Consider the following 26,668-nt stretch of genomic DNA (forward strand, 5'->3'; position numbering starts at 1 on the left):
TTTTTTGGTCCCGCAGAGTGTCCGCCGAGTTCTCGGCGGCGCGGATGATGCCAGTGAGGCATAGCCCGGTCCAATCTCCGGGCCGTTCGCTGAGCAGATCTCCTCGCACAAACGTCCTGTTCGCGCGGTTTAAGCGTCTGGTGTGTCTCGCGGGAGCGCCGTTATGCTCCGGCCCGTGGAGCTCGATGTGAGGCACCTCCGCGCGCTGTGCGCGATCGCCGACACAGGCAGCGTGCGCAAGGCCGCGCTGCAACTGGGCATGACCCAGCCCTCGCTCACCACACAGCTCCGGCGCATCGAGAAGGCCATCGGCGGCCTGCTGTTCACCCGCGAGCAGACGGGCAGCAGGCCCACCCCGCTGGGGCACTCGGTGCTGTCCCGGGCCCGGCCCATCGTGGCCGAGATGACCGCCCTGGTGACCGCCGCGCGGGACGCGGTCGTGGACGCCGGCGCGGCGCGGCTGCGGATCGGGAGCGTCGGCAGCCGGGCGGTGGCGGGCTGGCTGCGCCGCGTGCACGCCCGGTTCCCGGACACGGACACCACGATCCACATCGACGTGTCCGCGCACACCCTGCTCCAGATGGTGGCGACGAACCAGCTCGACATCGCCTTCGTACACGAGCCGGAGGGGTTCCCGCTGCGCCTGCCGCCCGGCGTGGAGCAGCGCGTACTGGTCGCCCGCGAGCCGCAGTTCGTCACGCTGTCCGCGGCGCACGAGGCGGCGGCGCGGGCGGTCGTGCCGCTGTCGCTGCTGGCCGACGACGCGTGGATGGTGGACCCGACGGCGGACCACGAGGGGGCGGCGATGCGCCGCGTCTTCACCCTCGCCGGGCTGGACCCGCGTGTGGTGCACGTACGCGACAACACCACCGCCGCCGAACTGGCCGCCGCCGGCGAGGCCGTACGCCCCTGCCAGCCCACCTCGCCGCCGTACCGCGGCACGGTGATCCGCCCGCTGCGCGGCGATCCGCTGGCGGTCCGGCTGCTGCTCGTGTCCCGGGCGAGGTCCTTCGCCGCCGCCGAGTTCGACGCCCTGTACGCGGACCTCAAGGCGTCGTACCTGGAGCTGGCGCGCGCGAACCCGGTCTACCTGGAGTGGCTGCTGCGCCACGGCAGCCCGCTCCTCGACGCCCCGGAGGACCCGCTGCCCGCGGCGGGCGGCTATGCGGCGCGGGTGCGCCGGGTGGCGTTCCGGGGCGACGACGACACGCGGGGAAGCTTCCAGCCGGCGGACCGCTGAGGGGCGGGACCCGTTGGCTCACCTCACCGTGTGCACGTGAAGTCCGCTCTGGCCGGGGGCGATGGTGTCGCGCAGCACGAGGTCGTCGTCGTAGTCGCCGCTGTTCTGCCGCCGGAAGGGGATCGGCTCGGCGGTCGGGATGGCGAGGAGCCGCTCCCGCAGCCGCCCGGCGAGCTCTCGGTATTCGACGTAGCCGACCTCCGAGACGCGGTCGGCGCTGGTGACGATGAACGGTGGTACGACGGACATGCCCATGTACCAGAACGCGCCGTGCTGCACGGGGAACAGCAGCTCGTTGATGTCGCCGTTCACCCCGCGCGGCCCGAATCCGGCCGCGGTGGCCCCGGCCGTCACGAGGACCATGGCGCGCCGCCCGGCCAGCCCACCGTCCCCGTAGCGCAGCGACCGGCCGGGGGCCTGCGGGTCGGGAATCCCGTAGGCGAACCCCTTGACGAGGACGCGGTCGAACCAGCCCTTGAGGATGGCGGGCATGCCGTGCCACCACAGGGGGAACTGCAGGACGACGGTGTCGGCCCAGAGGAGCTTCTCCTGCTCGGCGCGGATGTCGTCGCTCAGCTCGCCGGCCTCGTACGCGCGCTTGCTGTGCCGGGCGACGAGGAACCGCTCGTCGGCGTCGGTATCGGCACCGGCACCGGTGTGGGAACCCCGCCGGTAGTCGGAGCGGTCGACGACGGGGTTCCAGCCCATGGCGTAGAGGTCGGAGAGCCGGGTCTCGTGGCCGAGCTCTTCGAGGGCGCGGATGCCGTCGTCGCGCAGGGAGGCGTTGAGCGAGCGCTGTTCGGGGTGGGCGAAGAGCCACAGGACCTTCATCTGCCGTCCTCTCACGATGCGGCGCGACCTGGCCTGATCGCGCCTTCGGTGGTGCGGCTTCCGATGGTGCGGGGCGGGCCCGGACGGATCGAGTGGCCTGATGGCCAGGTTGTGTGAGGATCGGGCCATGGCTTTCTTCCCACACCCCGGCCGGCACCGGGTCGCCGTGTTCGTACGCCATGGCCTGCTGCCGATGGAGATGGGCATCGTGCACCGGCTGTTCGGCCAGGCCGTCTCGGCCGAGGGGGAACCGCTGTATACGGTCACGACCTGCACGCTCACGCCCGGCGCGGTCCGTACGGACACCGATGTCACCGTGAACGTCGAGCACGGCCCGCAGGCCCTCGCCGAGGCCGACACGGTGATCCTGCCGGGCTCGGACGAGGACTACGACGGCCTGTGCGCCGGAGACCTCGACGCGCCACTCGCCGAGGCCCTGGCCCTGATCCGGCCCGGCACCCGGATCGCGTCGATCTGTACGGGCTCCTTCGTGCTGGCGGCGGCGGGGTTCCTCGACGGGCGCCGCGCCACGACGCACTGGAAGTCGAGCGATCTCTTCCGGAAGCTGCATCCGGACATCGAACTGGACCCGGACGTCCTCTATACGGACGACGACAACGTCCTCACCTCGGCGGGCGTCGCCTCCGGCATCGACCTGTGCCTGCACATGATCCGCTGCGACCACGGGGCGGCCGTCGCCAACGAGGTCGCCCGCGGCACGGTCGTCTCACCGCACCGCGACGGCGGCCAGGCCCAGTTCATCCGCCGCCCGGTCCCCGAGCCCCAGATCTCCTCCACCGGCGCGGCCCGCGCCTGGGCCCTCCGCCATCTGCACCGCCCCTTGTCCCTGCGCGAGATGGCGGCGCGGGAGTCGATGAGCGTACGCACGTTCACCCGCAGGTTCCGCGAGGAGGCCGGGCTGTCGCCGGGCCAGTGGCTGACCCAGCAGCGCGTGGAACACGCCCGCCGGCTGCTGGAGGAGTCCGAACTCCCCGTCGACCGGGTGGCGGCGGACGCGGGCTTCGGCACGGCGTCCTCGCTGCGCCAGCACTTCCAGTCGGCCCTGGGGGTCTCCCCGAGCGCGTACCGCTCCACCTTCCGCTGCCCGCGGGAACGGGAGGGGGCGCCCCGCGCGCAGAGCACAGGACGCCCCCGGACATCACGACCGTACCGGTCCTAACTACGGGCGAACGAACCGCAGTTGGTGCCGGTCGTGGCGACGGACACCCCGTCGATCTCGCCGCCCCAGTCGACGCACGAGCCGCGAGCGGCGAGATAGACCGGCCCGGCATACGTGCCGTACTGCCCCCCGTCCGACGCGGGCGAACCGTGCCCGCCGCTCTGGCCGACCCAGGCCCGTACGAAGACGGGCGCGCCGGGCGTATTGCGAATGGTGACCGCGCAATTCTTGCCGGTGGCGGAGCTGTACGTCAGATACACCTTCCCCTTGTCCCCGATCGGCGCCGAATTCACCACGCCGTAACCCGCCCCGCACACCCCGTTATAAGCGGCCCCCGCCGCGACGGGCGCCGCCGAGGCGGCCGTACCCGCCCCCACAACCATCAGCCCCGCCGCCGCGAAGACGGCACCCCCGACCGCGATACGCACACGCTTCACGAAACACTCCCCATTTCGATTGCCGTTGCGCATCAAGAGACATGCAGGGCCGAAGGATGGTTGTACAGCACGAGTGAACTACTGCCACGATGGAGTGAGTTGCACCATCCACCCTCCTCCACGCTCCGAACCGCTCTACCTGATAAGGGCGTTCACTGACCGCGCAATCCTCAGCGGTTTCAGCGGCATAGGCGTGGCTACCGCTGCCGCCCCCGGGATTCCTGGAAATCCGTCACGGCCTCGCCGTGGGTGTGGGACCACTCGGTCAGCACGGCGATCGGCGGCAGCAGCGTGCGGCCCAGGTCGGTCAGTACGTAGTCGACCTTCCCGCCTCCGGCGTGCCGTTCGACCAGGCCGAAGCCTTGCAGTCGCCGCAGTGTGTGGGTCAGGACCTTCCGCGAGACGCCGCCGATCAGGTCGATCAGCTCGCCGTGTCTGCGGGGTTCGCGGCGCAACGCGTAGAGCACGACCACGGCCCATTTGTCGGCGATGATCTCGACGGCCAGCCGGGCGGGGCAGTCGGCGAGGAAGTCGCTTCCGGGGTAGGCGGGCACGCCCCCGACGATAGCCCGCCGCCGGGAACCGGGAGGTAACCGGCGCCTCCCTAGCGTCGTCGGCGGAAGCTGCCGAGGGAGGGAGAACCGATGGTGGCAGAGTTCGACTGGCCGGGCGGGCGGAAGGTCGTCGCGCTGATCACGGTCGCGCTGGAGTCGTGGTCCCCCGGGCACTGGCCCGCCTACGCGCCCATGGCCACGGCATGGCCGTTGCCGCCCGGCGCCGACGACGCCCACAGCGCCTCGTGGGCGGAGTACGGCGTCACCACCGGCATATGGCGGCTCCTCGACCTCCTCGGTGACCTGCCCGCCACCGTCGGCGTCAACGGCCTCGTAGCCGAACGACACCCGGAGACCGTGGCCGCCGTGCACGACGCGGGGCACGAGATCGCCGCGCACTCCTGGGCCCAGGACGTCGTACCCGCGCTGCTCGACATGGCGGCCGAGCGCGACAACATCCGCCGCTGCACCGACGTACTCCGCCGCGTCACCGGCGTCCGCCCGACGGGGTGGATGAGCCCGCGCGCCACCGGCACGCGGCACACCTCCGGCCTGCTCACCGAGGCCGGCTACCGGTGGACCGCCGACCACAGCGACCACGACCTCCCGCAGGTACTGCCCACCGCGCACGGCCCCCTGGTCTCCCTCATGCACGGGGACCACTCCGACGTCCGCAGCGCCGTCGCGGGCCCGTACGCCTACCGCGACCTGCACCGGGAGCTGCTGGACCAACTGCTCGCGGCCCCCGGCCCCGGCGTCTTCCACCTCACCCTGCACGCCCACGTCAGCGGCCGTCCGCTCCTGTCCGGCATGGTCGCCAGCTCCTCGGCCGACTCAGGGCATCGGACGACATCTGGGTCGCCACGCACGCGCAGGCGGCCGAACACGTCCTCACCCACCCGGCACAGCACCAGCCTCACCACTCAGCGCATCGCCAGGCAAGGAAGTCATGACCCGCACCCTCGTCGTCGGCGGCACCGGAGCAATGGGCCGCCACGTGATCCGCCATCTGCTCGCCACCACCGACGCCTCGTTCACCGTCCCCACCCGCGACCCGGAGTCCGCCCACGCCACGGCACTGGCCGCCACCGCCCCGGAGCGCGTACGGCTCGTCCGCTCCGCCCCGTCGGCCGCCGACGCCCTGACCAGGGGAATCGACCGAGCCTTCATCAACACCGACTTCTTCGCGACCGGCAGCGCCGTGGGCGAGTACCGGCAAGGCGTGGAGCTGCTGGAAGCCGCCAGGGCGGCCGGCGTGGCGCGGCTCATCTGGTCGTCGCTGGACAGCGCGGTGTCCCTGACCGGCCGCCCGGTGCCGCACTTCGACAGCAAGGCCGCCGTCGCCGCCCACATCGACCTGATGCGGTCCGAGGAAATGCTCCGCCAGGAGAGCGACGGCTGGTACACGAACCACGTGTCGGTGCTGACCACCGCCCCGTACTTCGAGAACCTGCGAGACCGCCTCACGCCGCGGCCGGACGGCCACGGCGGCCTGCGCTTCCGGCTCCCCCTGGGCACCGGCGCCGCCCGCTACCCGCTCGTCGCCCTCGACGACATCGCCTGGTTTACCGGCCACATGTTCGCCAACTGGCAGTCCTGGGGCGCCCGCGACCTCTCCGTGATCGGCGACAGCCTAACCGGCGAACAGCTCGCCGCGACCTTCACCCGCGTCACCGGAGTCCCCACCGCCTACGCCCCGATGCCGCCCGCCGAACTCCACTCCGCCAGGCCCGGCTTCGGCCACGACTACGCCGCCATGTTCCAGTTCTTCGCCGACCGGGACCTCTACGCCCAGGACCGCGACCTCCCCCTCCTGCGCCGCCTTCACCCCGCCCTCATGACCTTCGAATCCTGGCTGCGCCACACGGGTTGGCGGGGCCCGGCCCACTGAGCGCCCGGGCTACGTCACCGGCCGGCCGGTGGAGAGGCGAGTTTGAACTCGTTGTTCAGAGGGTCGAGGAGGCCGGCCATGCGGCCGTACGGAGTGTCGGCGGCGGGTTCGAGAAGCCGGGCGCCGGAGCCGAGCGCGGCGGCGAGCGCGGTGTCGACGTCGCGTACGTGGAAGTACGGGCGCCAGTGGGCGGCGGCGGCCTCGTCCACCTGGAAGATCCCGGCTCGGGGCTCGCCGGCCACGTGCAGGGTCCAGTACGTGCCGCCCGGCGGGTCCGGCATGGCCATGTGCTGGACCTCGGTCCCCAGCAGGGCTCCGTAGAAGTCGGCCGCCGACTTCCCGTCGCTGGTCACCAGCTCGAACCAGTAGAGGCAGCCCGGCTCCCCATGCAGCTCGAAGCCGGGGAACGGACCGGCCTGCCACATGCCGAACGCCGCGCCGGTGGGGTCCGTGGCGTGGGCGAACCGGCCGACGCCGGGAGCGTCCATGCCCGCGACCACCACGTGGCCGCCCAGTTCTTCGATCCGGGAGGACGCGGCATCCACGTCGTCGACGGCGAAGTACCCGGTCCAGGGCATCACCGGTTCCTCCGGCGGCATGAACCCCACCCCGGCCACGGCCTTCCCGCCGACCATCTGCACGGCGTACTTGTTCGGGTCCTCCGGATTCGCGCCGCCCGACCAGCCGAGCAGCGGCTGGTAGAACTCCAGCAATTCGTCCTGGCTGTTCAGCAGCGTGTCCAGCCAGCACACCGCGCCCTGCGGGTGCGGCAGCGTCGTCTCAGGCATGACCGGTCCTCCGCATCACCGAGCCAGACTCACACCGCCCGACACCACGAGGCTGCCACGCCCACCGGACCCCCGCCATGTCAGCAAGGCAACGGGGCCCGGCCCCGCCCGCCAGGGGGTGACACCGTGCTCCCCGCCAAGATCAGCCGGCGGACGAGACCGCCGGGCCGCTCCCGTACGGCCACTCCAGGACCGTCAGCTCGGGCCACAGCTCACGCCACCGCGCCGTCTTGCTCTCATAGACCGATCGCGGCGCGAGCACCGGGTTCGGACGAACGACGAGGCCGAACACATCGGAAAGCCCATGCGGCGCGTACACACGCCACCGGCCGTCGGCCTCCACGCGTACGCCCAGACAGCACGTCGTCACGGCGAAGCTGTCGATCGCCGCCTCAGTGCAGTCATACGGCGGACACGCCACCCCGAACTTGTCCCCGTACCAGAGGTGAACCCGCGCCTCGTTCCGAATCTCGACCTCCGCGGGCAGCCCGGCGAAGAGCTCCCGACCGGCCCTGATCACGTCGTCCTCCACCTCCCAGGACAGATCGCCTTCATCGAGAGGAAGCCGGCTGATCACCACCCCTGCCTACCACGGCTCCCCCGACATGCGTCTGGCCAGCTCAGACCACTGCCCGGCTGTGGCCTACAGCGGGGACGCTCCATGTGCCCGGGCGATGCCGTCGATACGTGCGGCAAGCTCGAAGTCCGCCGCCGTGAGCCGGTGCCCAGCATCATGCGTGGTGATCGAGAACCGAAGGTGATCCCACCGGAGGTCGATATCGGCATGGTGGCTGACCAGCCGCTCCACATCCGCGACGTGCACGATCATCGCCACGCCACCGTGATACCGAATGCCGTACGACCGGGTGATGCGGTCGTTCTCCCTAACCCACCCCGGCACCTGGCTCAGATGTTCCGCGATCTCCGGTTCCGTCAGAAGCACGGGCTGATCGGCCACGTCATCTCCTCTCGACAACAGGTGTCAGGACACCGTCGAGTTCCTGACCGATCGGTGCATCGTGCCATGGGCTCATGGCCCTTTTTAAAGGGATATGCGTGAACCTCGGCCGCTACTCGACGATAGTGACCGCCCCGCGGCATGGAACCCCGTAAGGGCAGATCGCAATCAGGGCCGTGTTCCGTGGTCTCGCCTGCTCTCGCGGGAGGCGCCCGTCGGCCAGACCACATCTACAGGGAGCCCCATCTCCCGAGCCTCCACGACGACATCGGCGGTGCCCCCGCCCTTCCCACCGGGCGGCGTACCGTCCCACACAGCGACAAGGCGGTCAGCGCGGGAGAGCATCTGCCGATTGGCCGCCTCGTAGGCTTCGCGGTTCGCCGAGTCGTACGGCATGGTCAAGACCTCGTTCGCGGACTTGACCAGTCGGTCGAAGAGATCCGCGTGGTCCCGCTTCACCTTCGACTCCCGGTAGTCCCGGGAAGGAAGAACCACGACCAAGCGGCCTCCGGCTTGCAGCACCGCTTCAGCGAACAGACTGTCGGAGCCCCGTGCGATGCAGGAGATACCCACCAGGGAGCCGGCAGGGTATGCCTCAAGGAGCTGCCGCAATGCGGTCCGGACCGCCTCTGCGGTATCAGCCGTCAAGTCCATGTGCCCGGTCACAGCAATGACGGTCACGCCGCTCCACCTCTCGTCAACTGGCCGGCAAAACACGAATCTGGTGGCGCGCCTCGCGCAGTGGCGCAGAAGCGCTGTGCCCAACCGTGTAGGGGTACAGGACCCCCGTCACCCTCCATCTACGGAGCCGCGCACGGCGAGCCGCGCCGCCTCGCTCAGCGCCAAACCCCACGGAAAGTTTTCCGGTTGCCCCTTGCCCGGCTCGTTCGGAACGAAGCCGTCTTCGCCATAGAGCACGCTCACCCCGGCGCCCCTCAATACGTCCACGGACCGCTGGAACTGCGGATGCTGGGCGAACGCCTTGTTCACACACGGCATCGTCACCAGCGGGATGCCCTTACCGATCGCCTCCACCACGAACCCGACCACGAAGTGGTTCGTGAGCCCCAACGCCCACTGGTTGATGGTGTTGAACGTCGCCGGCGCGACCGCCGCCACGTCCGCCGAGGGCCACACATCCGGCTCACCTGGGATCTTGTACTGGGAACGCACCGGGTACCCGGTCAACTCGGCCAGTTCCGGCAACTGACCCTCCAACCAACGCGCAGCCGTTGGCGTCAGGCCCAGACAGACCTCCCACCCTTGCCCCTGGGCCTGCCGGATCACGTTGGCGACATTCAGCACGGGTGGGGCCGCGGACCCCAGCAGATACAGCACGCGAGTCGTCATAGGCCGATCTCACCATGAGCAACCGCCCCCGAACCGGCCGGTTCGGGGCGGCAGCATTCCCGCGCACGCCCGCGCGGGTAGGTTCCGAGTGGACGCACGGAACAGGGGGCCATCATGCCTAGGCTGGACCACGATCACACCGGCGCGCGCATCGCTCACTACCGAAAATTGGCCGGCCTCACGCAGCGGGAACTCGCCCTACGGGTGTCCTACTCCTACAGCCTGCTGCATCAGGTGGAAAGCGGACACAAGGCGGCGAGTCTTGATCTCGTGTCCGCCGTCGCCAGGGTCCTCCGCATCGACGTCACCGCCCTGACGGGACAGCCATACGTGACCGAACTCCAGCAAGACCGACCCGACGGCCTGATCCGGCCTATTCGCGAGGCACTCGACCTGTACGACCTCGGAGCCGACCCCGACCTGACCACTCGTACCACCGGTCAACTGGTCGACGACGCTGACGACCTCTGCCAACTCGTCCGCGCCACCCGCCTCAACCAGGCCGCCAGGGCTCTGCCTCAGCTCATCGCCGAGGTCACTACGGCCGCCCACCGGACGCCTTCCGCCACTCTCTGGAAGGCACTGGCCTCCACTTACCGCACTGCGCACGACATCACCGTGAAGCTCGGCTTCTATGACCTGTCGACAATCGCTCTCGACCGCATGGACTGGGCCGCTCACCGCGCCTCCGACCCCCTACTGGCCGCAGTCCGCCAGTACATGCGGGCCCTCGTGTACTTCCGGGAAGGAGAGCACACCATCGGACTGCGCCTCATCGGTGCGGGGCGCGCTGTCCTGAACCAGGCGGAGGAGAGCATCGAATCGCTGGCTGTTGGCGGTCAGTTGCACCTCGGCGCGACGATCATCGCCGCCCGTGCCCACGACGAAGACGCCGTCGAAGCCCACCTGTCCGAAGCCCGAGGATTCGCTGAACGGACGGGGGAGGCCGGACAGATCCATTGGCTGTCCTTCGGGCCCACGAACGTCTCAGCCCATGAAGTGTCCGCCAAGATGGAGCTGGGCCACTTCGGTGCAGCCATGGCCAAAGCCAAGGAAGTCAGCATCCCCAAGAGCTGGGCCCTGTCACGTAGAGCGCACTTCTATATCGACCGAGCCCGTTCCGAAATGGAGACAGGGCACACCGATGCCGCCCTCGGGTCCCTCATCGAGGCCCGAAGGCTGGCGCCCCAACAGACGCGCTACCACTCCGGAGCCCGAGAGACGATCAGGGGCCTCGTGCACCTTCAGCGCCGCAGCCCTGACACCCTCACCCACATGGCTGCCTGGATCGGGCAGTAGCTGTCACCGCCGACCAACGGACTGTCACTGGGCAGTGACACTTCCTGGCCTTCCCTTGCCCCACGCTGAATGGCGTGAACAGGGCTTGTTCGGACGTCGAGTCCCGTCATGCGCGACCGGGCCCGGCCTTGGTTCATGCGCACCATCGCTGACCCACCAATACCGAACGCAGCACCACGCATCGCGCTCACCAACAACGCCATGCCGGCCTGCTACGGGAAGGCTTCTGATGTTTCCCTTGAAACAAGATCACGCGGCGGCGAGACTTTTGACCCACAGCCGGGCAGCGGCTCAAGCGGCCGAGGACGAGTGGTATCGCCGGGGCGTTGCCCTGTTCCTCGTCGGGCCGGCGTGGGAGGCGGTGAAGTTGCCCGCCCGCTTGGTGCATGACGTGGCGGCTGGGCGGCACCGAGGGTGGGTGCGGGCGATGCTGTACTGCTTCGGCGTCACCGGGCCCGTGGCCCGCGTCGGCGGAAACTACGTCGTCCTCGTGCCGCCCGGCACCGCCGCCGGGTGGGATGCGGCGGTGGAGTGCGTGACGACCACCGAACGCGAAGCCCACTACATCGGCCTGCCCTCACCGCGCACCTGCGAAGGGTCGCGCGCCCACTGGATCATCCCGCCGGACGGCGTCCTGAGCCCCGCCTCCGCCGTACGCGCCCTGATCACAGCAGCAGCCGACGCCGACCGCGACGACGACGGGCCCCAGCCATGAGCCCGCAGGCCAACACCCGGCTGGCGTCCTGCGCGGCCGGCCCCGACGCGGTATGGCGCGCCTGGAATGCCGATCGGCTCGCGCCGATCGCCAAGAGCCGCCCCTACCACCACCCCCAGGACCGCCCATGAACACCACCCGTCACACCACCGGCAAGCACTACCCCTCAATGACGCACTGGCTGTCCGCGGCCTCGTCCGAGCCCCGCGCCGTACGGGCCCTCCCCCGCGGCTACCGCGCCGACAGCGCGCCATGAAGTGCCGTCTCGCACGTCACCGTGCGAGCGGGCCGCTCGGCCGGGCGGATGTCGACGAGCCCGCCCTCGCCCACGTGGGCTGACCACGAGCGTGCCTCTCGGCAACGTGGGGATGTGGACTCTCAGTGGACCCTCAAAGCAAGAGGGGCCCCCGAACGATCGTGATCACGTGATCAGGGGTCCCTCATTGGCCGCTCGTCTGCGGCTACGCATTACGTGGGCACAGCTGGGTTCGAACCAGCGACATCTGCCTTGTAAGGGCAGCGCTCTACCGCTGAGCTATGCGCCCGTGGACGAAGTGACAGACTACATGGCCGCGGCGGGTGCGTCGTACCGCCCGGCGGGGGCCGTGGGGCGGGGGTTAACCCCACCCCGTTTCCGGTAGGGAGCGGGATCGTGGGGGGCGGTGGGTGGTTCGTAGGGTTGCGGGGACGGTGTGGGCCTGGGGCCGGCATCGGATGATCCTGCTTTCCGTTGTAAACAACCTGGAGACCACCGTGGCAGCCCGTACCCGTCCGCATCCCCGCCGCAGCCGGCCCGCCGCTCGTACGGCCGCTGTCCGTACGTCTTTCGTCGCGGCGGCGGTGCTGGTGGCCGGGGTCGCCGTGGCGGGGTGCGGTGGCGGGGACGCTTCGGACGCGGAGCCGGAGTACAAGTCGTTCGCGGTCAAGGGGAAGGAGCTGACCGTCGACAGCGACAACTCCGAGGTCGAGGTGGTGACCGCCGACAAGAAGGGCGCCAAGGACGGCAAGGAAGTCAAAGTCACCCGGTGGTTCAAGGGAAAGAGCATCGGCGGGTCGGCCAAGGCCGACTGGCAGGTGAACGGCGACACCCTCAAGCTGCGCGTCCACTGCAGCGGGATCAGCGCCACGTGCGCCGCGAAGCACAAGGTCGAGGTGCCGGCCGGGGTCGCCGTGACCGTCAAGAGCGACAACGGGCCGGTGCGGGCCGACGGGATCGCGGCCGCGCTGCACCTGACCGCGCACAGCGGCGCCATCACCGTCCGGGACCCCGGCGGGCCGCTCGACATCAGCACCACCAACGGCGCCGTGAAGGCCACCGGCGTCGCCTCCTCCCAGGTCAAGACGGAGACCTCCAACGGCCCCGTGCACCTCGCCCTCACCCGCGTCCCCGACCGCGTGGACGCCACCACCAGCAATGGGCCCGTCGACATCGAGCTGCCCCGCTCCCCGTACAAGCTGGACGTCAAGACCAAGAACGGCTCGCAGTCTCTGGACGTCCCCCGCGACGACGCCAGCAAGCACGTCGTCTCCGTCCACACCAGCAATGGCCCGGTGAAGGTGCGCACCGCGAACTAATCGCCCGCTGTGTTCGTCCTTTACGGGTGGGAGAATGGCATCCGGGCCAGGGGCGATCCATCGGGAGAGGGCAAGTGACGGCGATACTCGCGCAGTCTGTACGACCGGTACGCCGCCGATTCGCCGGGGCCGCGACAGTCCTCGGCGAGAGTGTCGCGCTGGCGCTGCTGCCCCTGCCGCTGCTGCTCGCCGCCGTGCCCGCCGCCTTCGCCGGGGGCGGCACGCGGCGCTGGGGCTGGGGCCGCGGCGAGAGCCAGCGGGCCGACGCGCAGGCCGCGAAGGACGCCGCCGCCGCGGCCTTCTACGAGCTGGACACCGCCCAGCGCGACCTCCAGATCTCGATCGAGACGATCACCGCGGTCGACGACTCCCCCGCGGCGCGCAAGGCCGCCGCCGACTTCGCCGCGTTCGGGGACCGCGTCGACCAGGTCTCCACCGCGTACATCACGGCCGTCGACTCCCACGACCTCGACCGCGACGACCTCGACGCCGGAGCCGCCGCCCGCGCCCGCGCCGACCTGACGAAGGCCAAGGACGAGCTGGAGCGGGTCAAGGGCGACCTGGAGCGGTTCGGGCAGGGGCTCGCGCCGCTGCTGGACACGGCGGAGACCCGGCTGGCCCGGCTCGCGCCCGCCGTGGAGCGGGCCCGGCAGGGGCTGCTCGCCGCGAGCAACGCCCTCGACGCGGTACGGGCCGCCGGGCTCGGCGCCGACGACCTCGCCGCCCGGCTCGCCGCCCTCGGCCCCGAGCTGACCAAGCTCAACCAGGGCGCGGGCCGGCACGGCGTGCAGGAGACCATCACCCGCGCCGACCGCGTGCTGCGCGAGGCGGAGGCGATCCGCGGCGAGGCGGACCGGCTGCCGGAGAAGGCCGCCGAGATAGACAAGCGGCTCGTCTCGCTGCGCACCCGCGCCCAGGCCATCACCACCCGCGCCGCCGGCGTCGCCCCGGTCCTGAGCGAGCTGCGCCGCCGCTACAGCGCCGCCTGCTGGCAGGATCTGCAACAGGTTCCGGACCAGGCCGAGCAGGCCGTACGGCAGGCCGAGGAGAAGCTGCGGGAAGCCCGTACGGCGCGGGAGGAGCAGCGCTGGCCCGACGCCACCGCCCTGCTGTCGACCGTACGGGCGCTGCTGAACACCACCGACGAGGGCGTCTCCGCCGCCTCCGACCGGCTGCGCAGGCTCGACGAGGTCTCCTTCGACCACCAGAAGGAGGTCGAACGGACCCGCTTCGCCATCCGCGACGCGCAGCGCCTGGCCATGGCGGGGCGCGCCACCCCCGACCCGCGCACCGCCCGCCCGCTGGACGACGCCGTGGCCCGTCTCGACCGCGCCGTCGACGCGCTGAGCGGCCGGCACCCCGACTGGTGGCACTTCCTGACGGAGACGGAAGCGGTACGGCAGACGGCCGCCCGGGTGGTGCAGGAGATCCGCGAAGCCCGCGGCGCCGGACACTGAGCCCGCGCACAGGGGGCGGTCGGTCCGGACCGCTCCCCCTCCACCCTCCAACGGGCGGTGGTTATGCTGCCTGGCATGCCCCGTTACGAGTACCGCTGCAAGACCTGTGGTGTCACCTTCGAACTCAAGCGGCCCATGGCCCGCTCCGCCGACCCCGCGAGCTGCCCGCACGGGCACGGCGACGCCGTGAAGCTGCTGTCCACCGTCGCCGTGGGCGGCGCGGCGCAGGCCCCGCAGGGCCAGCCGGCCGGGGGCGGTGGCGGTGGCTGCTGCGGCGGCGGTTGCTGCGGCTGAGTTGAGCTGACCGGCCCGTAGGCGGACCCTGGGAGTACGTACGTGCCGCGCGTACGCGACACGCGCGCGCCGGACGCGTACGTACGGCCCAGTACGCACGTACGCACCTCCCTCAGCGCCACCGCAAAGGAGGGCCGGAACCATGGCCACAGGCCACGCCACGCACGGGCCCGAGCACGCGGGGCCCCGGCGGCCGCCCTACGGGTGGGTCCGCCGGCGGCGCACCACGCTCGACGAGCACCTGCCGACGGACCACCGTCTCAGCCAGGTCTACCGCGCCGGGGCCGGGCTCACCGGCCTGGTGCTGCTCGCCTTCGGCATCCTCGGGCTGATCGACAAGGTGGGGTTCTTCTCCACCCGGGGCGACACCGTCGCCGAACTCAACACCAACGGCGCGCTGAGCGTGCTGTCCATCGCCGTCGGCGTCCTGCTCTTCGTCGGCATGGTCATCGGCGGCAACTTCGCCTCGACGCTCAACATCGTCCTCGGCGCGCTCTTCGTGCTCAGCGGCTTCGTCAATCTGGCCCTGCTGGACAGCCGCTACAACTTCCTGGCGTTCCGCATCCAGAACGTGCTGTTCAGCTTTGTCGTCGGCGTACTGCTGCTGATCTTCGGGATGTACGGGCGGGTCAGCGGCGGGCTCCCGCACGACAACCCGTACTGGCGCGCCCGCCATCCGGAACAGGTCGCCCGCGAGGAGCGGGCCCGCCGCCGCCGGGAGCTCGGGAGGTTGGTGGGCCCTCCGAGGTGATCCGCGGCCGGGCGGTGCAGCGCCTGCGGAAGGTGCGGGCAGTGCCCCCGGTTCAGGTCCCCGCGTGCTCCGGTGCGGCCTCCAGCAGCCGTCGGCGGATCTCCTTCTCCTGGGCCCGCCGGGCCGTGACGTCCCGGATGACGGCCCCGACATGGGCCCCGTCGGCGTCTCCGTCGGCGGCGGGCAGCAGCACCACGCTGAACTCGATGGACAGCTTCCGGCCGTCCGCGGCCAGCGCGGGCACGGCGAGCAGGTCGTCGGCGCCGTACCGGCTGGTGCCCTTCTCCATGGCCGTGCGGTAGCCGTCCCAGTGCCGCTGCCGGTGCTTCTCGGGGATGATCACGTCCAGGCTGCCGCCCACGACCTCGGCGGCGGAGTAGCCGAAGATCCGCTCCGCACCCTGGTTCCAGTAGCGGATCAGACCCTCGCGGTCGGTGATCACTATGCCGTCGGGGGCCTGGGCCACCATGCCCAGCACCACCTCGGGGTCCAAGTTGTCCATGACGCCTCCAAGCCTGGGCGATCCGTCGCCCGCGGTGAGCGCGCGGATCTCAGTGCGATTGTATACAGTCGACCGGGCGGGAGGCCACCCCCGGCTCAGCCCGCCGCACCAGCCACGCCGACGTCCCCCGCGAAGGCCCGCACGATCTCCTCCCCCGCCGCCACACCGGTCGCCTCCACCACCCTGACATGCGGCGCGGACCAGCCCTCGGCCGCCAGCTCGCCATGGCCGGGCCGCCAGCCACGGTCGGCGGCGAGCAGCAGATCGGCGTCGAGAAGCGAGTCCCCGGCGGCGAGCACCGTCCCGGCGCCCGTACGGCGGGCCACCTCGGCGACGGCCGCGCTCTTCGTGAGCGGCTTCGGGACCGCGTAGACCTTGCGGCCCTGCACGGAGACCGTCCAGCCCCGGCCGTCCGCCCAGACGGCCAGCTCCTTGACCCAGCCGTCGGGCAGCAGGTCACGCTCGACGACGAGGTAGGCGAAGAGGTCGGCGGCGGTGCGCTCCTTGAGGAGCCACGCCGGGTCGGCGGAGCGCAGGAGGTGGGCGCGGACCTCGTCCAGTCCGGCGCACTCGGCGGCCAGCGTCCGCCGCACCCGCGCCTGCCAGTCGGCGTCCGGCTCGCCGCGTACGAGCAGTTGCCCGCCGTTGGCGCAGATCGCGAACTCCGCGGGCGGGCCCGGGAGCCGGACGCGCTCGTACTGCTCGCGCGTACGGGTGGTGGCCGGCACGAAGTGCGCGGCCGAGCGCACCTCGGCGAGCAGCGCGGCGGCGGTCTCCGTCAGATAGGAGAGCGGCCGGTGCTCGTACACCTCGACGCACAGCAGCCGGGGCGCCTCGGCGTCGGGCATCCGCAGGTCGAGGGCGGCGGCGGAGTAGATGAGGGTGCGGTCGAGGTCGCTCGCGATCAGGGTGGTCATGGCGGAGTCCGTGCTCACAGGGCCGTCACCGCCCTGCCGTCCGCGCCCGTCGCGCCGCGCGTGTAGCGCGGGTGGATCAGGCCGACGCAGCTATAGGGGAGATCGTCGACCTCCTCCAACGGCACGCCGCGCTGCTCGGCCAGCAGCCGTACGTGCGCGAGGTCCGCGCCGGCGCCCCGGCGGGCGAGGATCTTCCACGGGACGCGGCGCAGCAGCACGCGGGTCGTCTCGCCGACGCCCGGCTTGACGAGGTTCACGTCGTGGATGCCGTACTCCTCGCTGATCCGCTCGACGGCCGCCCACCCCGCCCAGGTGGGCGTACGGTCCGCCGCCGCCAGCTCCTTGGCGTCGGCGGCCACCTGCTCGGCCACCTCCTCGAACCGCGCCTCGACGGCGTCGAGGAAGTGCCGGGACACGTCGGAGCCGGCCAGTTCGCGGTAGAACTTCGCGCCGTGGAAGTCGTCCGGGCCGACGAGGTCCGCGCGCAGCACGGTGCGCGAAATGAGCCCGGATACGGTCGAGTTGAGGCAGGCGGAGGGTATGAGGAAGTCGTCGCGCGTGCCGTAGGTGTCGACGCAGCCGCCGGGGTCGGCGAGCACGGCGATACGGGGATTGAAGCCGACGCAGCCCGTCTGATCCTCGAACTCCCGCAGGGCATCCGCGAGTTCGCGGGTGATCGCGCCCTTTCCCGTCCAGCCGTCGACGAAGACCACGTCGGAGGGGTCGTGATGGGCCGCCAGCCAGCGCAGCGCGGTCGCGTCGATGCCCCGGCCGCGCACGATCGAGATGGCGTAGTGCGGCAGCTCCAGGCCGTGCGCGTGGCGCGCCCAGCGCCGCATCAGCACGCCTACGGGCGTACCGGCCCGCGCGAGCGAGACCAGGACGGGCCGGGGCGAGCGCTCGGCGAGCAGCGTCTCGGTGACGGCGCCGACGGCGCGCGCGATACGGGCGGCGGACGCGGCGAGCGCGGAGCGGAACAGCTCCTGGTACGCCGCGCTCGGCTGGTACTCCACCGGCAGCGACTCCGCGTAGTGCGCGCCGCCGTTCTGGACCGCCTCCTCACGCTCCTCCGTGGGCGCCTCCAGCGCCACGGCCGAGAGGTCCTGGAGCAGCCAGCCGACCTCGTCGGGGGCGTAGGAGGAGAACTGGGGGCCGCGCAGCGGTTCCGGCGCGGGCGGCGCCTGGCTTCCGGATTGCGAGGGGGAGCCGGCGGCGGGCCGGTAGGAGGGGATCACGGCCAGCAGCACCTGCCCCGTGTGGGCGGAGAGCCGCGCCAACAGCCCGTCCGGAGCGTGGAGTTCGGGCGTGTCGGCGGCGGAGTCGACCACCGCCACCACGGCGTCGAAGCCGCCGCCCGCCACGTTGTAGGCGTACCGCTCGCCCGGCCCGTCGGCGGGCGCGTCGTGGGCGGGGAAGGCGAGGCGGGTACGGATCGCGTAGCCGGGGTCGTCGACGGCGAGGACCGGGGAGCGGGTGGTGGTCGAGGAGTAGACCTCGGCGCGCTCCCCCAGGGCGGCGTCGAGCGCGTCGGCGATGCGCAGCGGCGCGTACATCAGCTCTTCGAAGCCGAGGACGAGTACGCGCCGGACGCCGGTCCCGGTCTCGTCCAGCGCCCCGGCGATACGGGCCGCCATGCCCGGCAGCGCGGCGTCCAGGGTCTCCCGGTGGCGCGGGGTGAAGCCGTGCCGGCCGCCGTCGGGCAGCCCCTCGGGCCAGCCCAGTTCCACCCGGCGCACCTCACCGAGGCCCGGCGGAGCACCGGCCGTATCCGCCATCCCTTCGTACTCCGCGACGAGTTCGCGCCCCCGCTCCAGCACCCCCTCCGGCAGCCGCACCGTCCCCGTGGCCAGCGCCACCAGGTCGATGCGGGCGCCCAGGTCGGCCGCGAAGTCGGCGAGCCGGGCGCGGTCCGCCGGGGAGCGCATGTCGACGAGGGCCACGATGACGTACCGGTCGCGCGGGTAGCGGGCGTGCAGGGCGGCGATGGTGTTGAGGACCGTACGGCCGGTGGAGAACTCGTCGTCGACGATGACCAGCGGGCCGTCGCCGCCGAGGAGTTCGGGGTCCTCGGGGAGGAGGAGGTGCGAGGTGGCGTGGCTGTGCTCCTCCTCGAAGCCGCCGACGGGGACCGTGCCGGCGACCGGGCGGCGCGTCGAGTGCAGATAGGGGGCGAGGGCCAGCCCGTCGGCCGCGCTGTGGCCGAGTCCGGTGGCGGTCTCCGCGTAGCCGAGGACCACGGCGCGCGCGGCGTCCGCGTCGCCGAGGAGTTCCCGTACCCGGCGCCCGAGGCCGGCCCCGGCCCCGTACACGGCGGAGGGCCGCTGCGGCACGTGCTTGCCGAGCACGTTGGAGACGAGCAGGTGGGCGCGCTTGGGGTTGCGCCGCAGCGCCAGGCCCAGCAGCTCCGGGAGGGCCGGGTCGCCGGCCAGCCCCACGCCCAGCCGGTCCGCGACCCACTGCCCTGACCACACCACGCCGTCGCCCACTCTCTCGCCGCCCCGTTCGCCGCTCTGCGCGCCGCCCTGTGCGCCGCTCTCTTCGATGATCGCTTCGCCGCTCTCTTCGATGATCTCGTTCACGCGCTCCGCACCCCCGCCGCCAGCAGGTCCACGAAGCCGACGTCCTCCCGCGCGACGCCGAAGACCTCGGCGCGCAGCATGATCCGCTCCGCCCAGGCCCGGTGCGGCTTCACCTCGTTCATCTTGTTGGTGTAGGCGGACCGCAGCACTCCGCCGCCGTCGCGGCCGGGCCGCAGGATGTCCTCGGCGTCGCCGAACTCCTCGTGGCTGACGACGGACAGCGCGTGCACGGGCGCGACGTGCGAGGGGTGGATGCACGTCTTGCCCTGGAGGCCGTTGGCCCGGTCGAGTTCGATCTCCCGCAGCAGCCCGTCGATGTCGTGCTCGATGAGGGCGGTGCGCAGCGCCTCCGCGGAGCCGGCGAAGGGGCTGCGGCGCAGTTGCGGCTTGAACATCCGCTCGTGCTGCCGGAAGTACTCCCATACGGGCCCGGTGACCGTGAAGCCCGTGCCGTCGGCCCGGCCGAGGACGTTCACGACGTCCGCGATGACGGAGGCGACGAGCTGCACGTCGTACGCGGTCATGTCGGGCGCGCGGCGCAGTCCGTACGCGGAGCAGAAGTCGGTGACGCCGAGCCGCAGGGCCAGCACCCGGTCGCGGTACTTGTCGACCGTGCGGGCGATGCCGGCGAGCGTCTCGGTGCGGGTCTCCAGGTGGAGCAGCTCCGGCGATTCGAGTACGGGCATGGCGAAGAGCCGCCGCCCGCAGCCGTGCTCGGCGGCCAGCAGCGCCTCCAGGAAGGGGACGCCGCGCTCCTCGGTGAACTTGGGCAGCACGAACCCGGTGAGCAGCCGGCCGGCGCGGCCGAGCCGCCGCGTGAGGTCGGGTATCTGGCGGGGCGTACGGACGCGGATGAACAGCAGCGGCAGGCTCGCGTCGGCGTCGCGCCCGGCGAGGTCGGCGAACTGCCGCACCAGGTTCTCCTCGGCGCCCGGCACGTCCGCGTCGTCGATGGAGTCCTCCAGGCACAGCACCATGGAGACGACGCCCCGGCCGGCCTGGCGCACGATGTCGTCGGCGAGGCGGGGGCGGGTGGCGGGGCTGTAGAGCGTGGCGCCGAGGGCGGTCGCGAGCGTACGGGCCGGGGAGGCGGCGGTGAACTCGCGGGGCGCCCGGTGGAACAGGGCCTCGCGTTCCTCGGGTGCCAGATATCCGAAATGTTTCATCGCTCTCTCCGTCACGCGGCGGCCCTCCCTCGACCCGTCCGGTCCGGAAGCATGGCCGATTATCGTACGTCCGGCGGTGGGGCGAGAGTTCCCGGCGACCGAAGCGGCGGCCCGCCGCACCGGTGAGGCGCCCTTCCGGAGCCGTACGGGCGCGTGCGGCCGGGCCCCGAGGGCAGATCCCACCGGCCGTACGGTCCCCCTGCGTTGTCCCCGCGCGGGCCCAGCAGGCAGGATGACGGATATGACGCACGCGATGCTGAAGGGGTCGAACATCCCGCTGGAGGCCCGGGCCGTACGGACCGTGCTGCGCTGGACCCCGGGGCCGGGCGTCCCCGACGTGGACGCCTCCGCCCTGCTGATCGGCGACGAGGGGCGCGTGCGCTCGGACGAGGACTTCGTCTTCTACAACCAGCCCCGGCACCCGTCCGGCCTGGTGCGGCACCTGCCGAAGAAGCGGCTGCCGGAGGGGCTGACGGACACCGTCGAGACGGACCTCGCGGCGCTGGACGCCTCGGTGGACCGGGTGGTGCTGGCCGCGTCCTCGGACGGCGGCGCCTTCGGGCTCGTACGGGACCTGTGCGTCCTGCTGTACGACGCCGCCGAGGACGGCGGCGAGCCGGTCGCGCGGTTCGAGGTGGTGCCCGAGACGGGCGACGAGACCGCGATGATCTGCGGTGAGCTGTACCGGCGCGGGGACGGCTGGAAGTTCCGGGCCCTGGGGCAGGGGTACGAGTCGGGGCTGATCCAACTGGCCACGGAGTTCGGCATCTCCGTGGACGAGGCGGACGGCGGCTCCGCCGACGAGGGCCCGGCCGCCGCGCCGCTCCCCGAGGCCCCGGACCGGCCCGCGCACGAACCGGTCTCGGAGCTGCCGCCGGTCCCGGCCCGGCCGCCGGCCGCCGCGCCCGGCCCGATGCCGGCTCCGGCCGCGGCTCCGGCGGCTGCCGCGGCCCCGGCGGCGGACGGCTCGGCGGAGGGTCCGGCGCGGCAGGGCGGGGGCTACGGCTATCCGCCGCCGCCCGCGGTCCCGCCGCAGCCGGTCGCCCCGCCGGCGCCCGCGTACGGCTATCCGCAGCAGCCTCCGGCGCGGCCCGCGTACGGCTACCCGCAGTACCAGCCGCTGCCCGACCCGGCGTTCCGGCTGCCGCCGCAGGGCCCGCAGTTCCAGAACCGCTGACGGCACGGGCCCGGGGCGCGCCCTGGGCGCCGCGCCTCGGCCTCGGGGCTCAGACCTTGGTCTTGAACCCCCGGCCCCACTGGAGCCCCCAGCCGTAGAGCCGGTCCAGCTCCGCCTGGAAGCCGTACACGTACTTCACCTCGCGGCGCAGGGTGATCTCGCCCTTGTTGTTCTCCAGCAGCGCCACGGCGCAGGAGCGGGCCTGCGGCGCGCGCTCGGCGAGCGAGATCTCCACGCGGGGGCCGTTGCCGGGGTAGAGGGTGACCATGGCGTGCGTACGGTCGAAGGCGGGCGTGCCGTCGTAGATGTAGACGAAGATCAGCAGCCGCTTGATGTCCTCGTGGTGGTCCATGTTGACGTAGATCGTCTCGCCGGACGGGGAGCCGAACCGGTCGTCGCCGCTGAGCTGCACGTACGGCGCGCTGTTCAGGCTGCCGAGGAAGTTGCCGAGCGGCTGGACGACGCCCTTGCTGCCGTCCGTCAGCTCGTACATGCAGGCCAGGTCGAGGTCGACGTTGACGACCGCGGGGCCCTGCGGCTGGACGATCTCCGGCCGGAACTTGCCGAAGGGGTGGCGTATCCCGCCGCCACCGCCGCCCCTGCCGCTCCTGTCGTCGAAGTCGGAGGTCCGCATCCGCCAGGACAGGTTGACCCGCAGGTTGCCCGTGAGGGCGTTCTGCTTGGTCAGCGAGACCGACGGATGGCGCTTGGTCAGTTCGACGGCACCGGACGAGCCGCCGCTGTCGAACTGCTGCGCCGCCCCGCTCCAGTTGCTGAAGAAACCGCTCCAGAATGCCACTTAACGCACACCCACCTCTCACCCCGCTCGGGCCAACTGCCGCGGGGCGGCCGGGAGGTTGGACCTCACGACCGCCCCGCTCAGAGCGTTCCTCAAACGTACCGCCGTCACACTCCGGAGGTGACTTCGGCCTTGTTCTCGGAGTTTTCTCCCAATGCCTCTTCCCGCCGGTTTCTGACCAGCGACGACCAGAAGGAGGCGGCGATCAGGACGATGCCGACGAGTCCGGTGATGACCTCGCTGATCTCGTACTTGATCGTGATGAGCAGGATGACGGCGAGCGCGCCGATCGCGTAGTGCGCGCCGTGCTCCAGGTACACGTAGTCGTCGAGCGTGCCCTTGCGGACGAGGTAGACGGTGAGCGACCGGATGTACATCGCGCCGATGCCCAGACCCAGCGCCATCTCGAAGATGTCGTTGGTGATGGCGAACGCGCCGATGACGCCGTCGAAGGAGAAGGAGGCGTCGATGACTTCGAGGTAGAGGAACATGAAGAAGGCGGCCTTGCCGACGAGCCCGACGGCCGAGGACCCGCTCTTCTTGGCCGCGGCCTCGGCCTCCCTCTCCTCCTCTTCCTCCTCCATGTCCTCCAGGCGGTTCTCGAAGAAGCTGGAGATGCCGCCGACGATCAGATAGGTGACCAGGCCGCCGACGCCGGCGAGCAGCACGGTCGCGGCCTTGTCGACCGTGCCGTGGCCGTCGTGCACGGGCACGCCGGTGGCGAAGGTGGTCGCCACGATCATCAGCACGACCATGGCGACGACGACGGAGAGCGATTCCAGCTTGCCCAGCTTGGCGAGGGGCCGCTCCAGCCAGCGCAGCCACTGGATGTCCCGGTCCTCCAGGACGAAGTCCAGGAAGATCATCAGCAGGAACATTCCGCCGAACGCGGCGATCGCCGGGTGGGCGCTGGTGACCAGGGACTCGTAGCGCTCGTGGTCGTTGATCGCGACGTTGACCGCTTCGATGGGGTTCAGCTTGGCGGTGATGGCCACGATGACCACCGGGAAGACGAGCCTCATCCCGAAGACGGCGATCAGGATGCCGAGGGTGAGGAACATCTTCTGCCAGAACGGGCTCATCTTCCGCAGGATGCCCGCGTTGATGACCGCGTTGTCGAACGAGAGCGAGATCTCCAGGACGGAGAGGATCGCGACTACCGCCAGCCCCTGCCACCCCCAGAGCAAGCCGGCCAAGGCGAGGCCGGCGGCTGTGATGCCGAACGACCAGCCGAATGTTCTGAGGAGCACTGGCTACTCAATCCTTCTCTATGAGGATTCCCCCGCGTCGAGCGCGGCTTTACGAAACGTTGACCCCGAAGTCTAGAGCGATGCCGCGCAGACCCGACGCGTACCCCTGTCCAACCGCGCGGAACTTCCACTCCCCGCCATACCGGTAGACCTCGCCGAAGATCATCGCCGTCTCGCTGGAGGCGTCCTCGCTGAGGTCGTAACGGGCCAGCTCGCTGCCGTCGGCCTGGTTCACCACCCGGATGAACGCGTTGCTGACCTGGCCGAAGCTCTGGCCGCGCAGGTCGGCCTCGTGGATGGAGACCGGGAAGACGATCTTGTCGCAACTGGCGGGCACCTTGGACAGGTCGACCAGAATCGATTCGTCGTCGCCCTCGCCCTCACCGGTGAGGTTGTCGCCCGTGTGCTCGACGGAGCCCTCGGGGCTGGTGAGGTTGTTGTAGAAGACGAAGTACTCGTCCCCGAGCACCCGCCCCGACTGGCACAGCAGGGCGCTGGCGTCGAGGTCGAACGGCGCCCCGGTGGTGGAGCGGGCGTCCCAGCCGAGGCCGACGGTCACATTGGTGAGGTTCGGCGCGGCCTTGGACAGGGAGACGTTGCCCCCCTTGGCGAGCGTTACGCCCATGGTCTTGATTCCTCCCGCGGTGGGTCTCGTAGCGCGTCCGGCGCCGCACACCCTTTCAGGATGCCTCCTCGAAGGCCCTGGGTCCGCTGCCGGGGGCAGCGGCGGGTGTACGGCGCCGGACGTGCGGATGGCTGGTCAGACGTTGACCCCGAAGTCCTGCGCGATGCCGCGCAGGCCCGACGCGTACCCCTGCCCGATGGCGCGGAACTTCCACTCCGCGCCGTTGCGGTACAGCTCGCCAAAGACCATGGCGGTCTCCGTCGAGGCGTCCTCGCTGAGGTCGTAGCGGGCCAGCTCGCTGCCGTCGGCCTGGTTCACCACGCGGATGTAGGCGTTGCGGACCTGGCCGAAGGACTGCTGGCGGGACTCGGCCTCGTAGATGGAGACCGGGAACACGATCTTGGCGACGTCCGCCGGGACGCCCGCCAGGTTCACGTTGATGACCTCGTCGTCGCCCTCGCCCTCACCGGTGAGGTTGTCACCGGTGTGCTCGACGGAGCCGTCGGGGCTCTTGAGGTTGTTGAAGAAGACGAAGTTCTGGTCGTTGGCGACCTTGCCCTGGTCGTTCGTCAGCAGGGCGCTGGCGTCCAGGTCGAAGTCGTTGCCAGTGGTGGTACGCGCGTCCCAGCCCAGACCGACGACGACCGCGGTCAGGTTGGGGGCTGCCTTGGTCAGCGAGACGTTGCCGCCCTTGCTGAGACTGACTCCCACGAGTCCTCCAGAGGTTTCGAAGGGGACGGCGGGATCCGCGCCCCCGTTGTGCGATGGCACCCGATCAACGTTTTGATCCTAGTGACCGGTTCCCACCGATTGCAGGCTCTTGCGCCGGTGCCCGCCGCGAGGCGCTCGCGGCGGGCGCCGGGCCGGGCTCAGATGGCTTCGAGCGCCTTGACGTACTCGTTGAGGTCGCGCGCGTCCGGCAGACCGTTGACGATCGTCCAGCGCACGACGCCCTCCTTGTCGATGATGAAGGTGCCGCGCACCGCGCAGCCCTTGTCCTCGTCGAATACCCCGTACGCGCGGCTCGCCTCGCCGTGCGGCCAGAAATCCGAGAGCAGGGGGTACTCCAGCCCCTCCTGCTCGGCGAAGACCCGCAGGGAGAAGGGCGAGTCGTTGGAGACGGCGAGCAACTGCACGTCGTCGTTGACGAACTTCGGCAGTTCGTCGCGGAGCGCGCACAGCTCGCCCGTGCAGACGCCCGTGAAGGCGAAGGGGTAGAAGAGCAGGACGACGTTCTTCTCGCCCCGGAAGTCGGAGAGCTTCACGCTCTGCCCGTGCTGGTCCTTCAGCTCGAACTCCGGAGCCTTGGTACCGACCTCAATCGCCATGGGTGGCCATCTCTCTCTCGACGGTTTCGACAGTCTCAGCTATCTCGGCTGTCCGGCCCCGGGCGGTCTCCGCCGTCCGGGGCGGCGCGTGCGGGGCCAGTCTGTCACTGCCGCCCGGGCGGCCCGGAGCGGCCTTCGGATAGCGCGGGGGCCCGGAGCTGCCGGGCGGCCTCGCCGGGGCGTTCCCGGGGCGCCGGAACGGCCCTGGGGCGCCCTCCGGATACGCCGGTGCGCCCCGGCAGCGAGGCTGCCGGGGCGCACCGGATCGTCGAAGTGGGGCGATTGCCTCGGAGACCGAGGGGCTACCGCTTGCCCGTGCGGGCGGCCTTCGGGGTGACCAGGCGGCTGCCGCTCCAGTCCTTGCCCGCGTTGACGCTCTTGGTCTGGGCGAGACCCGCGGTCTGCGCCGCCTCGTTGATGTCGCTGGCCTCGACGTAGCCCTCGCGGCCGGTCTTCGGCGTCATCAGCCAGACGGGGGCGCCTTCGTCGACCAGTCCAATGGCGTCGACCAGGGCGTCGGTCAGGTCACCGTCGTCGTCCCGGAACCACAGCACGACGACGTCGGCGACGTCGTCGTAGTCCTCGTCGACGAGCTCCTGGCCCGTGACGGCCTCGATCCCCTCGCGGAGCTCCTGCTCGACATCATCGTCGTAGCCGATCTCCTGGACCACCTGTCCGGGCTCGAAACCCAGCCTGGCGGCAGGGTTGATCCGCTCCTCCGCGTGGTCCGCGGTCGCGCTCACGGATTGCCTCCTGTCATCTTTCGATAAGTCGTTGGGACCTCGCGTGTACGCGAAGCATTGGGCGTAGTCCACACGTGCCGGGCGGATCGCGCAAGTACCCGGCCGTGGAGACCGCCGAAACGGTGACCTTTGGGGCCGTCTCGCCGCATCTCGAACCATGACGGAACGGGTCCAAGTGATGCATGCCACAGCGATCTGCCCGGTTTGTGAAGTTGCACCCCTCCAGTGTGGCAGCTAGGACCGAACGGCCGTACGCCGATGA

General features: G+C 71.1%; 29 protein-coding genes, 1 tRNA gene and 2 pseudogenes. 13 read left to right on the forward strand and 19 right to left on the reverse strand.

Annotation, left to right across the window (positions count from 1 at the left end; genetic code table 11):
• Positions 1–175 precede the first annotated feature (175 nt).
• On the forward strand, positions 176–1,240 hold the full coding sequence (locus IF55_RS05865; protein WP_245661072.1) for a LysR family transcriptional regulator: 1,065 nt from the start codon (positions 176–178) through the stop codon (positions 1,238–1,240).
• Between the two features lie 18 nt (positions 1,241–1,258).
• Here IF55_RS05865 and IF55_RS05870 read toward each other — a convergent pair whose 3' ends face one another.
• The gene (locus IF55_RS05870; protein ID WP_030876316.1) at positions 1,259–2,071 is read right to left on the reverse strand and encodes an NAD(P)H-dependent oxidoreductase; all 813 of its coding nucleotides are present in this window, start codon (positions 2,069–2,071) and stop codon (positions 1,259–1,261) included.
• A gap of 100 nt (positions 2,072–2,171) precedes the next feature.
• Here IF55_RS05870 and IF55_RS05875 point away from each other — a divergent pair, with 100 nt between their 5' ends.
• Positions 2,172–3,251 (forward strand): GlxA family transcriptional regulator, encoded by a 1,080-nt coding sequence (locus IF55_RS05875; protein WP_078643718.1) that lies wholly within the window; start codon positions 2,172–2,174, stop codon positions 3,249–3,251.
• Here IF55_RS05875 and IF55_RS05880 read toward each other — a convergent pair.
• Together IF55_RS05880 and IF55_RS05885 are read right to left on the reverse strand one after the other, a co-directional pair.
• Positions 3,248–3,634, reverse strand: a complete 387-nt coding sequence (locus IF55_RS05880; RefSeq protein WP_030876322.1) for a hypothetical protein — start codon at positions 3,632–3,634, stop codon at positions 3,248–3,250. The genes IF55_RS05875 and IF55_RS05880 overlap by 4 nt on opposite strands.
• Positions 3,635–3,885: 251 nt before the next feature.
• Entirely contained in the window at positions 3,886–4,242 is a 357-nt protein-coding gene (locus IF55_RS05885) for a winged helix-turn-helix transcriptional regulator (RefSeq protein ID WP_030876327.1), read from the reverse strand.
• Between the two features lie 303 nt (positions 4,243–4,545).
• Between IF55_RS05885 and IF55_RS40395 the strand changes: the two are divergent.
• Both IF55_RS40395 and IF55_RS05895 read left to right on the forward strand, forming a co-directional pair.
• Positions 4,546–4,758, forward strand: a pseudogene (locus IF55_RS40395) (polysaccharide deacetylase family protein); the annotation flags it as partial.
• A gap of 433 nt (positions 4,759–5,191) precedes the next feature.
• On the forward strand, positions 5,192–6,133 hold the full coding sequence (locus tag IF55_RS05895; protein ID WP_030876332.1) for an NmrA family NAD(P)-binding protein: 942 nt from the start codon (positions 5,192–5,194) through the stop codon (positions 6,131–6,133).
• Positions 6,134–6,147: 14 nt separating this feature from the next.
• On the opposite strand, the gene IF55_RS05900 is transcribed toward IF55_RS05895, so the two are convergent.
• The 5 genes and pseudogenes from IF55_RS05900 to IF55_RS05920 all read right to left on the reverse strand — a co-directional run bounded on the left by IF55_RS05900 (position 6,148) and on the right by IF55_RS05920 (position 9,229).
• On the reverse strand, positions 6,148–6,921 hold the full coding sequence (locus IF55_RS05900; RefSeq protein WP_048831589.1) for a VOC family protein: 774 nt from the start codon (positions 6,919–6,921) through the stop codon (positions 6,148–6,150).
• A gap of 142 nt (positions 6,922–7,063) precedes the next feature.
• Positions 7,064–7,477: pseudogene (locus tag IF55_RS05905) on the reverse strand (nucleotidyltransferase family protein); the annotation flags it as partial.
• An 87-nt stretch (positions 7,478–7,564) separates the two neighbouring features.
• Positions 7,565–7,879, reverse strand: a complete 315-nt coding sequence (locus tag IF55_RS05910; protein ID WP_030876340.1) for a 4a-hydroxytetrahydrobiopterin dehydratase — start codon at positions 7,877–7,879, stop codon at positions 7,565–7,567.
• 168 nt (positions 7,880–8,047) lie between these two features.
• Positions 8,048–8,560 (reverse strand): hypothetical protein, encoded by a 513-nt coding sequence (locus tag IF55_RS05915; RefSeq protein WP_030876343.1) that lies wholly within the window; start codon positions 8,558–8,560, stop codon positions 8,048–8,050.
• Between the two features lie 108 nt (positions 8,561–8,668).
• Positions 8,669–9,229, reverse strand: a complete 561-nt coding sequence (locus IF55_RS05920; protein WP_030876346.1) for a flavoprotein — start codon at positions 9,227–9,229, stop codon at positions 8,669–8,671.
• Positions 9,230–9,343: 114 nt separating this feature from the next.
• Here IF55_RS05920 and IF55_RS05925 point away from each other — a divergent pair, with 114 nt between their 5' ends.
• From IF55_RS05925 to IF55_RS41145, 4 genes are all read left to right on the forward strand, one after another.
• Positions 9,344–10,528: a helix-turn-helix domain-containing protein gene (locus IF55_RS05925; RefSeq protein WP_030876347.1), complete on the forward strand. Its 1,185-nt coding sequence runs from the start codon at positions 9,344–9,346 to the stop codon at positions 10,526–10,528.
• 418 nt (positions 10,529–10,946) lie between these two features.
• The gene (locus tag IF55_RS05930; protein ID WP_157854267.1) at positions 10,947–11,243 is read left to right on the forward strand and encodes a hypothetical protein; all 297 of its coding nucleotides are present in this window, start codon (positions 10,947–10,949) and stop codon (positions 11,241–11,243) included.
• A complete protein-coding gene (locus IF55_RS41140; protein WP_281180924.1) occupies positions 11,240–11,374 on the forward strand; it encodes a hypothetical protein in 135 nt (44 codons plus the stop codon). Before IF55_RS05930 ends, IF55_RS41140 begins: the two co-directional genes overlap by 4 nt.
• On the forward strand, positions 11,371–11,499 hold the full coding sequence (locus tag IF55_RS41145) for a hypothetical protein (protein ID WP_281180925.1): 129 nt from the start codon (positions 11,371–11,373) through the stop codon (positions 11,497–11,499). The genes IF55_RS41140 and IF55_RS41145 overlap by 4 nt, the downstream gene beginning before the upstream one ends.
• 217 nt (positions 11,500–11,716) lie before the next feature.
• Here the strand turns inward: IF55_RS41145 and IF55_RS05935 are convergent.
• A tRNA-Val gene (locus tag IF55_RS05935) sits at positions 11,717–11,788 on the reverse strand.
• Positions 11,789–11,996: 208 nt separating this feature from the next.
• On the opposite strand from IF55_RS05935, the gene IF55_RS05940 reads away from it, so the two are divergent.
• The 4 genes from IF55_RS05940 (at position 11,997) to IF55_RS05955 (ending at position 15,320) form a co-directional block, all read left to right on the forward strand.
• Entirely contained in the window at positions 11,997–12,818 is an 822-nt protein-coding gene (locus tag IF55_RS05940) for a DUF4097 family beta strand repeat-containing protein (RefSeq protein ID WP_063763911.1), read from the forward strand.
• Between the two features lie 158 nt (positions 12,819–12,976).
• Positions 12,977–14,275 (forward strand): hypothetical protein, encoded by a 1,299-nt coding sequence (locus tag IF55_RS05945; RefSeq protein ID WP_030876357.1) that lies wholly within the window; start codon positions 12,977–12,979, stop codon positions 14,273–14,275.
• A 75-nt stretch (positions 14,276–14,350) separates the two neighbouring features.
• A complete protein-coding gene (locus tag IF55_RS05950; RefSeq protein ID WP_030876359.1) occupies positions 14,351–14,569 on the forward strand; it encodes an FmdB family zinc ribbon protein in 219 nt (72 codons plus the stop codon).
• A 142-nt stretch (positions 14,570–14,711) separates the two neighbouring features.
• A complete protein-coding gene (locus IF55_RS05955; protein WP_063763891.1) occupies positions 14,712–15,320 on the forward strand; it encodes a DUF4383 domain-containing protein in 609 nt (202 codons plus the stop codon).
• A 52-nt stretch (positions 15,321–15,372) separates the two neighbouring features.
• Here the strand turns inward: IF55_RS05955 and IF55_RS05960 are convergent, their stop codons facing one another.
• The 4 genes from IF55_RS05960 to IF55_RS05975 form a co-directional block, all read right to left on the reverse strand.
• The gene (locus tag IF55_RS05960) at positions 15,373–15,822 is read right to left on the reverse strand and encodes a PAS domain-containing protein (RefSeq protein ID WP_030876364.1); all 450 of its coding nucleotides are present in this window, start codon (positions 15,820–15,822) and stop codon (positions 15,373–15,375) included.
• Positions 15,823–15,917: 95 nt separating this feature from the next.
• Positions 15,918–16,739: an HAD family hydrolase gene (locus IF55_RS05965; RefSeq protein ID WP_030876367.1), complete on the reverse strand. Its 822-nt coding sequence runs from the start codon at positions 16,737–16,739 to the stop codon at positions 15,918–15,920.
• 14 nt (positions 16,740–16,753) lie between these two features.
• Positions 16,754–19,225, reverse strand: coding sequence for a phosphoribosyltransferase (locus IF55_RS05970; protein ID WP_030876370.1), 2,472 nt, complete (start codon positions 19,223–19,225; stop codon positions 16,754–16,756).
• A gap of 89 nt (positions 19,226–19,314) precedes the next feature.
• The gene (locus tag IF55_RS05975) at positions 19,315–20,484 is read right to left on the reverse strand and encodes an HpcH/HpaI aldolase/citrate lyase family protein (protein WP_030876373.1); all 1,170 of its coding nucleotides are present in this window, start codon (positions 20,482–20,484) and stop codon (positions 19,315–19,317) included.
• Positions 20,485–20,725: 241 nt separating this feature from the next.
• Here IF55_RS05975 and IF55_RS05980 point away from each other — a divergent pair, with 241 nt between their 5' ends.
• A complete protein-coding gene (locus IF55_RS05980) occupies positions 20,726–21,661 on the forward strand; it encodes a TerD family protein (protein WP_030876376.1) in 936 nt (311 codons plus the stop codon).
• A 49-nt stretch (positions 21,662–21,710) separates the two neighbouring features.
• Here the strand turns inward: IF55_RS05980 and IF55_RS05985 are convergent, their stop codons facing one another.
• From IF55_RS05985 to IF55_RS06010, 6 genes are all read right to left on the reverse strand, one after another.
• Positions 21,711–22,460, reverse strand: a complete 750-nt coding sequence (locus IF55_RS05985) for a TerD family protein (RefSeq protein ID WP_030876379.1) — start codon at positions 22,458–22,460, stop codon at positions 21,711–21,713.
• 107 nt (positions 22,461–22,567) lie between these two features.
• Positions 22,568–23,710 carry a DUF475 domain-containing protein gene (locus IF55_RS05990; RefSeq protein WP_030876381.1) on the reverse strand — a complete coding sequence of 381 codons (1,143 nt, stop codon included), beginning with the start codon at positions 23,708–23,710 and terminating at the stop codon, positions 22,568–22,570.
• A 49-nt stretch (positions 23,711–23,759) separates the two neighbouring features.
• Positions 23,760–24,335 (reverse strand): TerD family protein, encoded by a 576-nt coding sequence (locus IF55_RS05995; protein ID WP_030876384.1) that lies wholly within the window; start codon positions 24,333–24,335, stop codon positions 23,760–23,762.
• 135 nt (positions 24,336–24,470) lie between these two features.
• Positions 24,471–25,046, reverse strand: a complete 576-nt coding sequence (locus IF55_RS06000; RefSeq protein WP_030876386.1) for a TerD family protein — start codon at positions 25,044–25,046, stop codon at positions 24,471–24,473.
• Positions 25,047–25,204: 158 nt separating this feature from the next.
• Entirely contained in the window at positions 25,205–25,663 is a 459-nt protein-coding gene (locus IF55_RS06005; protein WP_030876389.1) for a peroxiredoxin, read from the reverse strand.
• 302 nt (positions 25,664–25,965) lie between these two features.
• Positions 25,966–26,406: a DUF3052 domain-containing protein gene (locus IF55_RS06010; protein ID WP_030876392.1), complete on the reverse strand. Its 441-nt coding sequence runs from the start codon at positions 26,404–26,406 to the stop codon at positions 25,966–25,968.
• Between the last annotated feature and the right edge of the window lie 262 nt (positions 26,407–26,668).

The sequence above is a fragment of the Streptomyces varsoviensis genome (assembly GCF_000718635.1).
Taxonomy (GTDB): domain Bacteria; phylum Actinomycetota; class Actinomycetes; order Streptomycetales; family Streptomycetaceae; genus Streptomyces; species Streptomyces varsoviensis.

What these genes read in the sequence shown, in the direction of transcription:
- IF55_RS05955 (WP_063763891.1), top strand. Translation starts at nt 14,712, where the DNA reads ATGGCCACAGGCCACGCCACGCACGGGCCCGAGCACGCGGGGCCCCGG.
- IF55_RS05965 (WP_030876367.1), bottom strand. Translation starts at nt 16,739, where the DNA reads ATGACCACCCTGATCGCGAGCGACCTCGACCGCACCCTCATCTACTCC.
- IF55_RS06005 (WP_030876389.1), bottom strand. Translation starts at nt 25,663, where the DNA reads ATGGCGATTGAGGTCGGTACCAAGGCTCCGGAGTTCGAGCTGAAGGAC.
- IF55_RS41140 (WP_281180924.1), top strand. Translation starts at nt 11,240, where the DNA reads ATGAGCCCGCAGGCCAACACCCGGCTGGCGTCCTGCGCGGCCGGCCCC.
- IF55_RS05960 (WP_030876364.1), bottom strand. Translation starts at nt 15,822, where the DNA reads ATGGACAACTTGGACCCCGAGGTGGTGCTGGGCATGGTGGCCCAGGCC.
- IF55_RS05920 (WP_030876346.1), bottom strand. Translation starts at nt 9,229, where the DNA reads ATGACGACTCGCGTGCTGTATCTGCTGGGGTCCGCGGCCCCACCCGTG.
- IF55_RS05950 (WP_030876359.1), top strand. Translation starts at nt 14,351, where the DNA reads ATGCCCCGTTACGAGTACCGCTGCAAGACCTGTGGTGTCACCTTCGAA.
- IF55_RS05880 (WP_030876322.1), bottom strand. Translation starts at nt 3,634, where the DNA reads ATGGTTGTGGGGGCGGGTACGGCCGCCTCGGCGGCGCCCGTCGCGGCG.
- IF55_RS05975 (WP_030876373.1), bottom strand. Translation starts at nt 20,484, where the DNA reads ATGAAACATTTCGGATATCTGGCACCCGAGGAACGCGAGGCCCTGTTC.
- IF55_RS41145 (WP_281180925.1), top strand. Translation starts at nt 11,371, where the DNA reads ATGAACACCACCCGTCACACCACCGGCAAGCACTACCCCTCAATGACG.
- IF55_RS05870 (WP_030876316.1), bottom strand. Translation starts at nt 2,071, where the DNA reads ATGAAGGTCCTGTGGCTCTTCGCCCACCCCGAACAGCGCTCGCTCAAC.
- IF55_RS05895 (WP_030876332.1), top strand. Translation starts at nt 5,192, where the DNA reads ATGACCCGCACCCTCGTCGTCGGCGGCACCGGAGCAATGGGCCGCCAC.
- IF55_RS05875 (WP_078643718.1), top strand. Translation starts at nt 2,172, where the DNA reads ATGGCCAGGTTGTGTGAGGATCGGGCCATGGCTTTCTTCCCACACCCC.
- IF55_RS05900 (WP_048831589.1), bottom strand. Translation starts at nt 6,921, where the DNA reads ATGCCTGAGACGACGCTGCCGCACCCGCAGGGCGCGGTGTGCTGGCTG.
- IF55_RS05980 (WP_030876376.1), top strand. Translation starts at nt 20,726, where the DNA reads ATGACGCACGCGATGCTGAAGGGGTCGAACATCCCGCTGGAGGCCCGG.
- IF55_RS05925 (WP_030876347.1), top strand. Translation starts at nt 9,344, where the DNA reads ATGCCTAGGCTGGACCACGATCACACCGGCGCGCGCATCGCTCACTAC.
- IF55_RS05995 (WP_030876384.1), bottom strand. Translation starts at nt 24,335, where the DNA reads ATGGGCGTAACGCTCGCCAAGGGGGGCAACGTCTCCCTGTCCAAGGCC.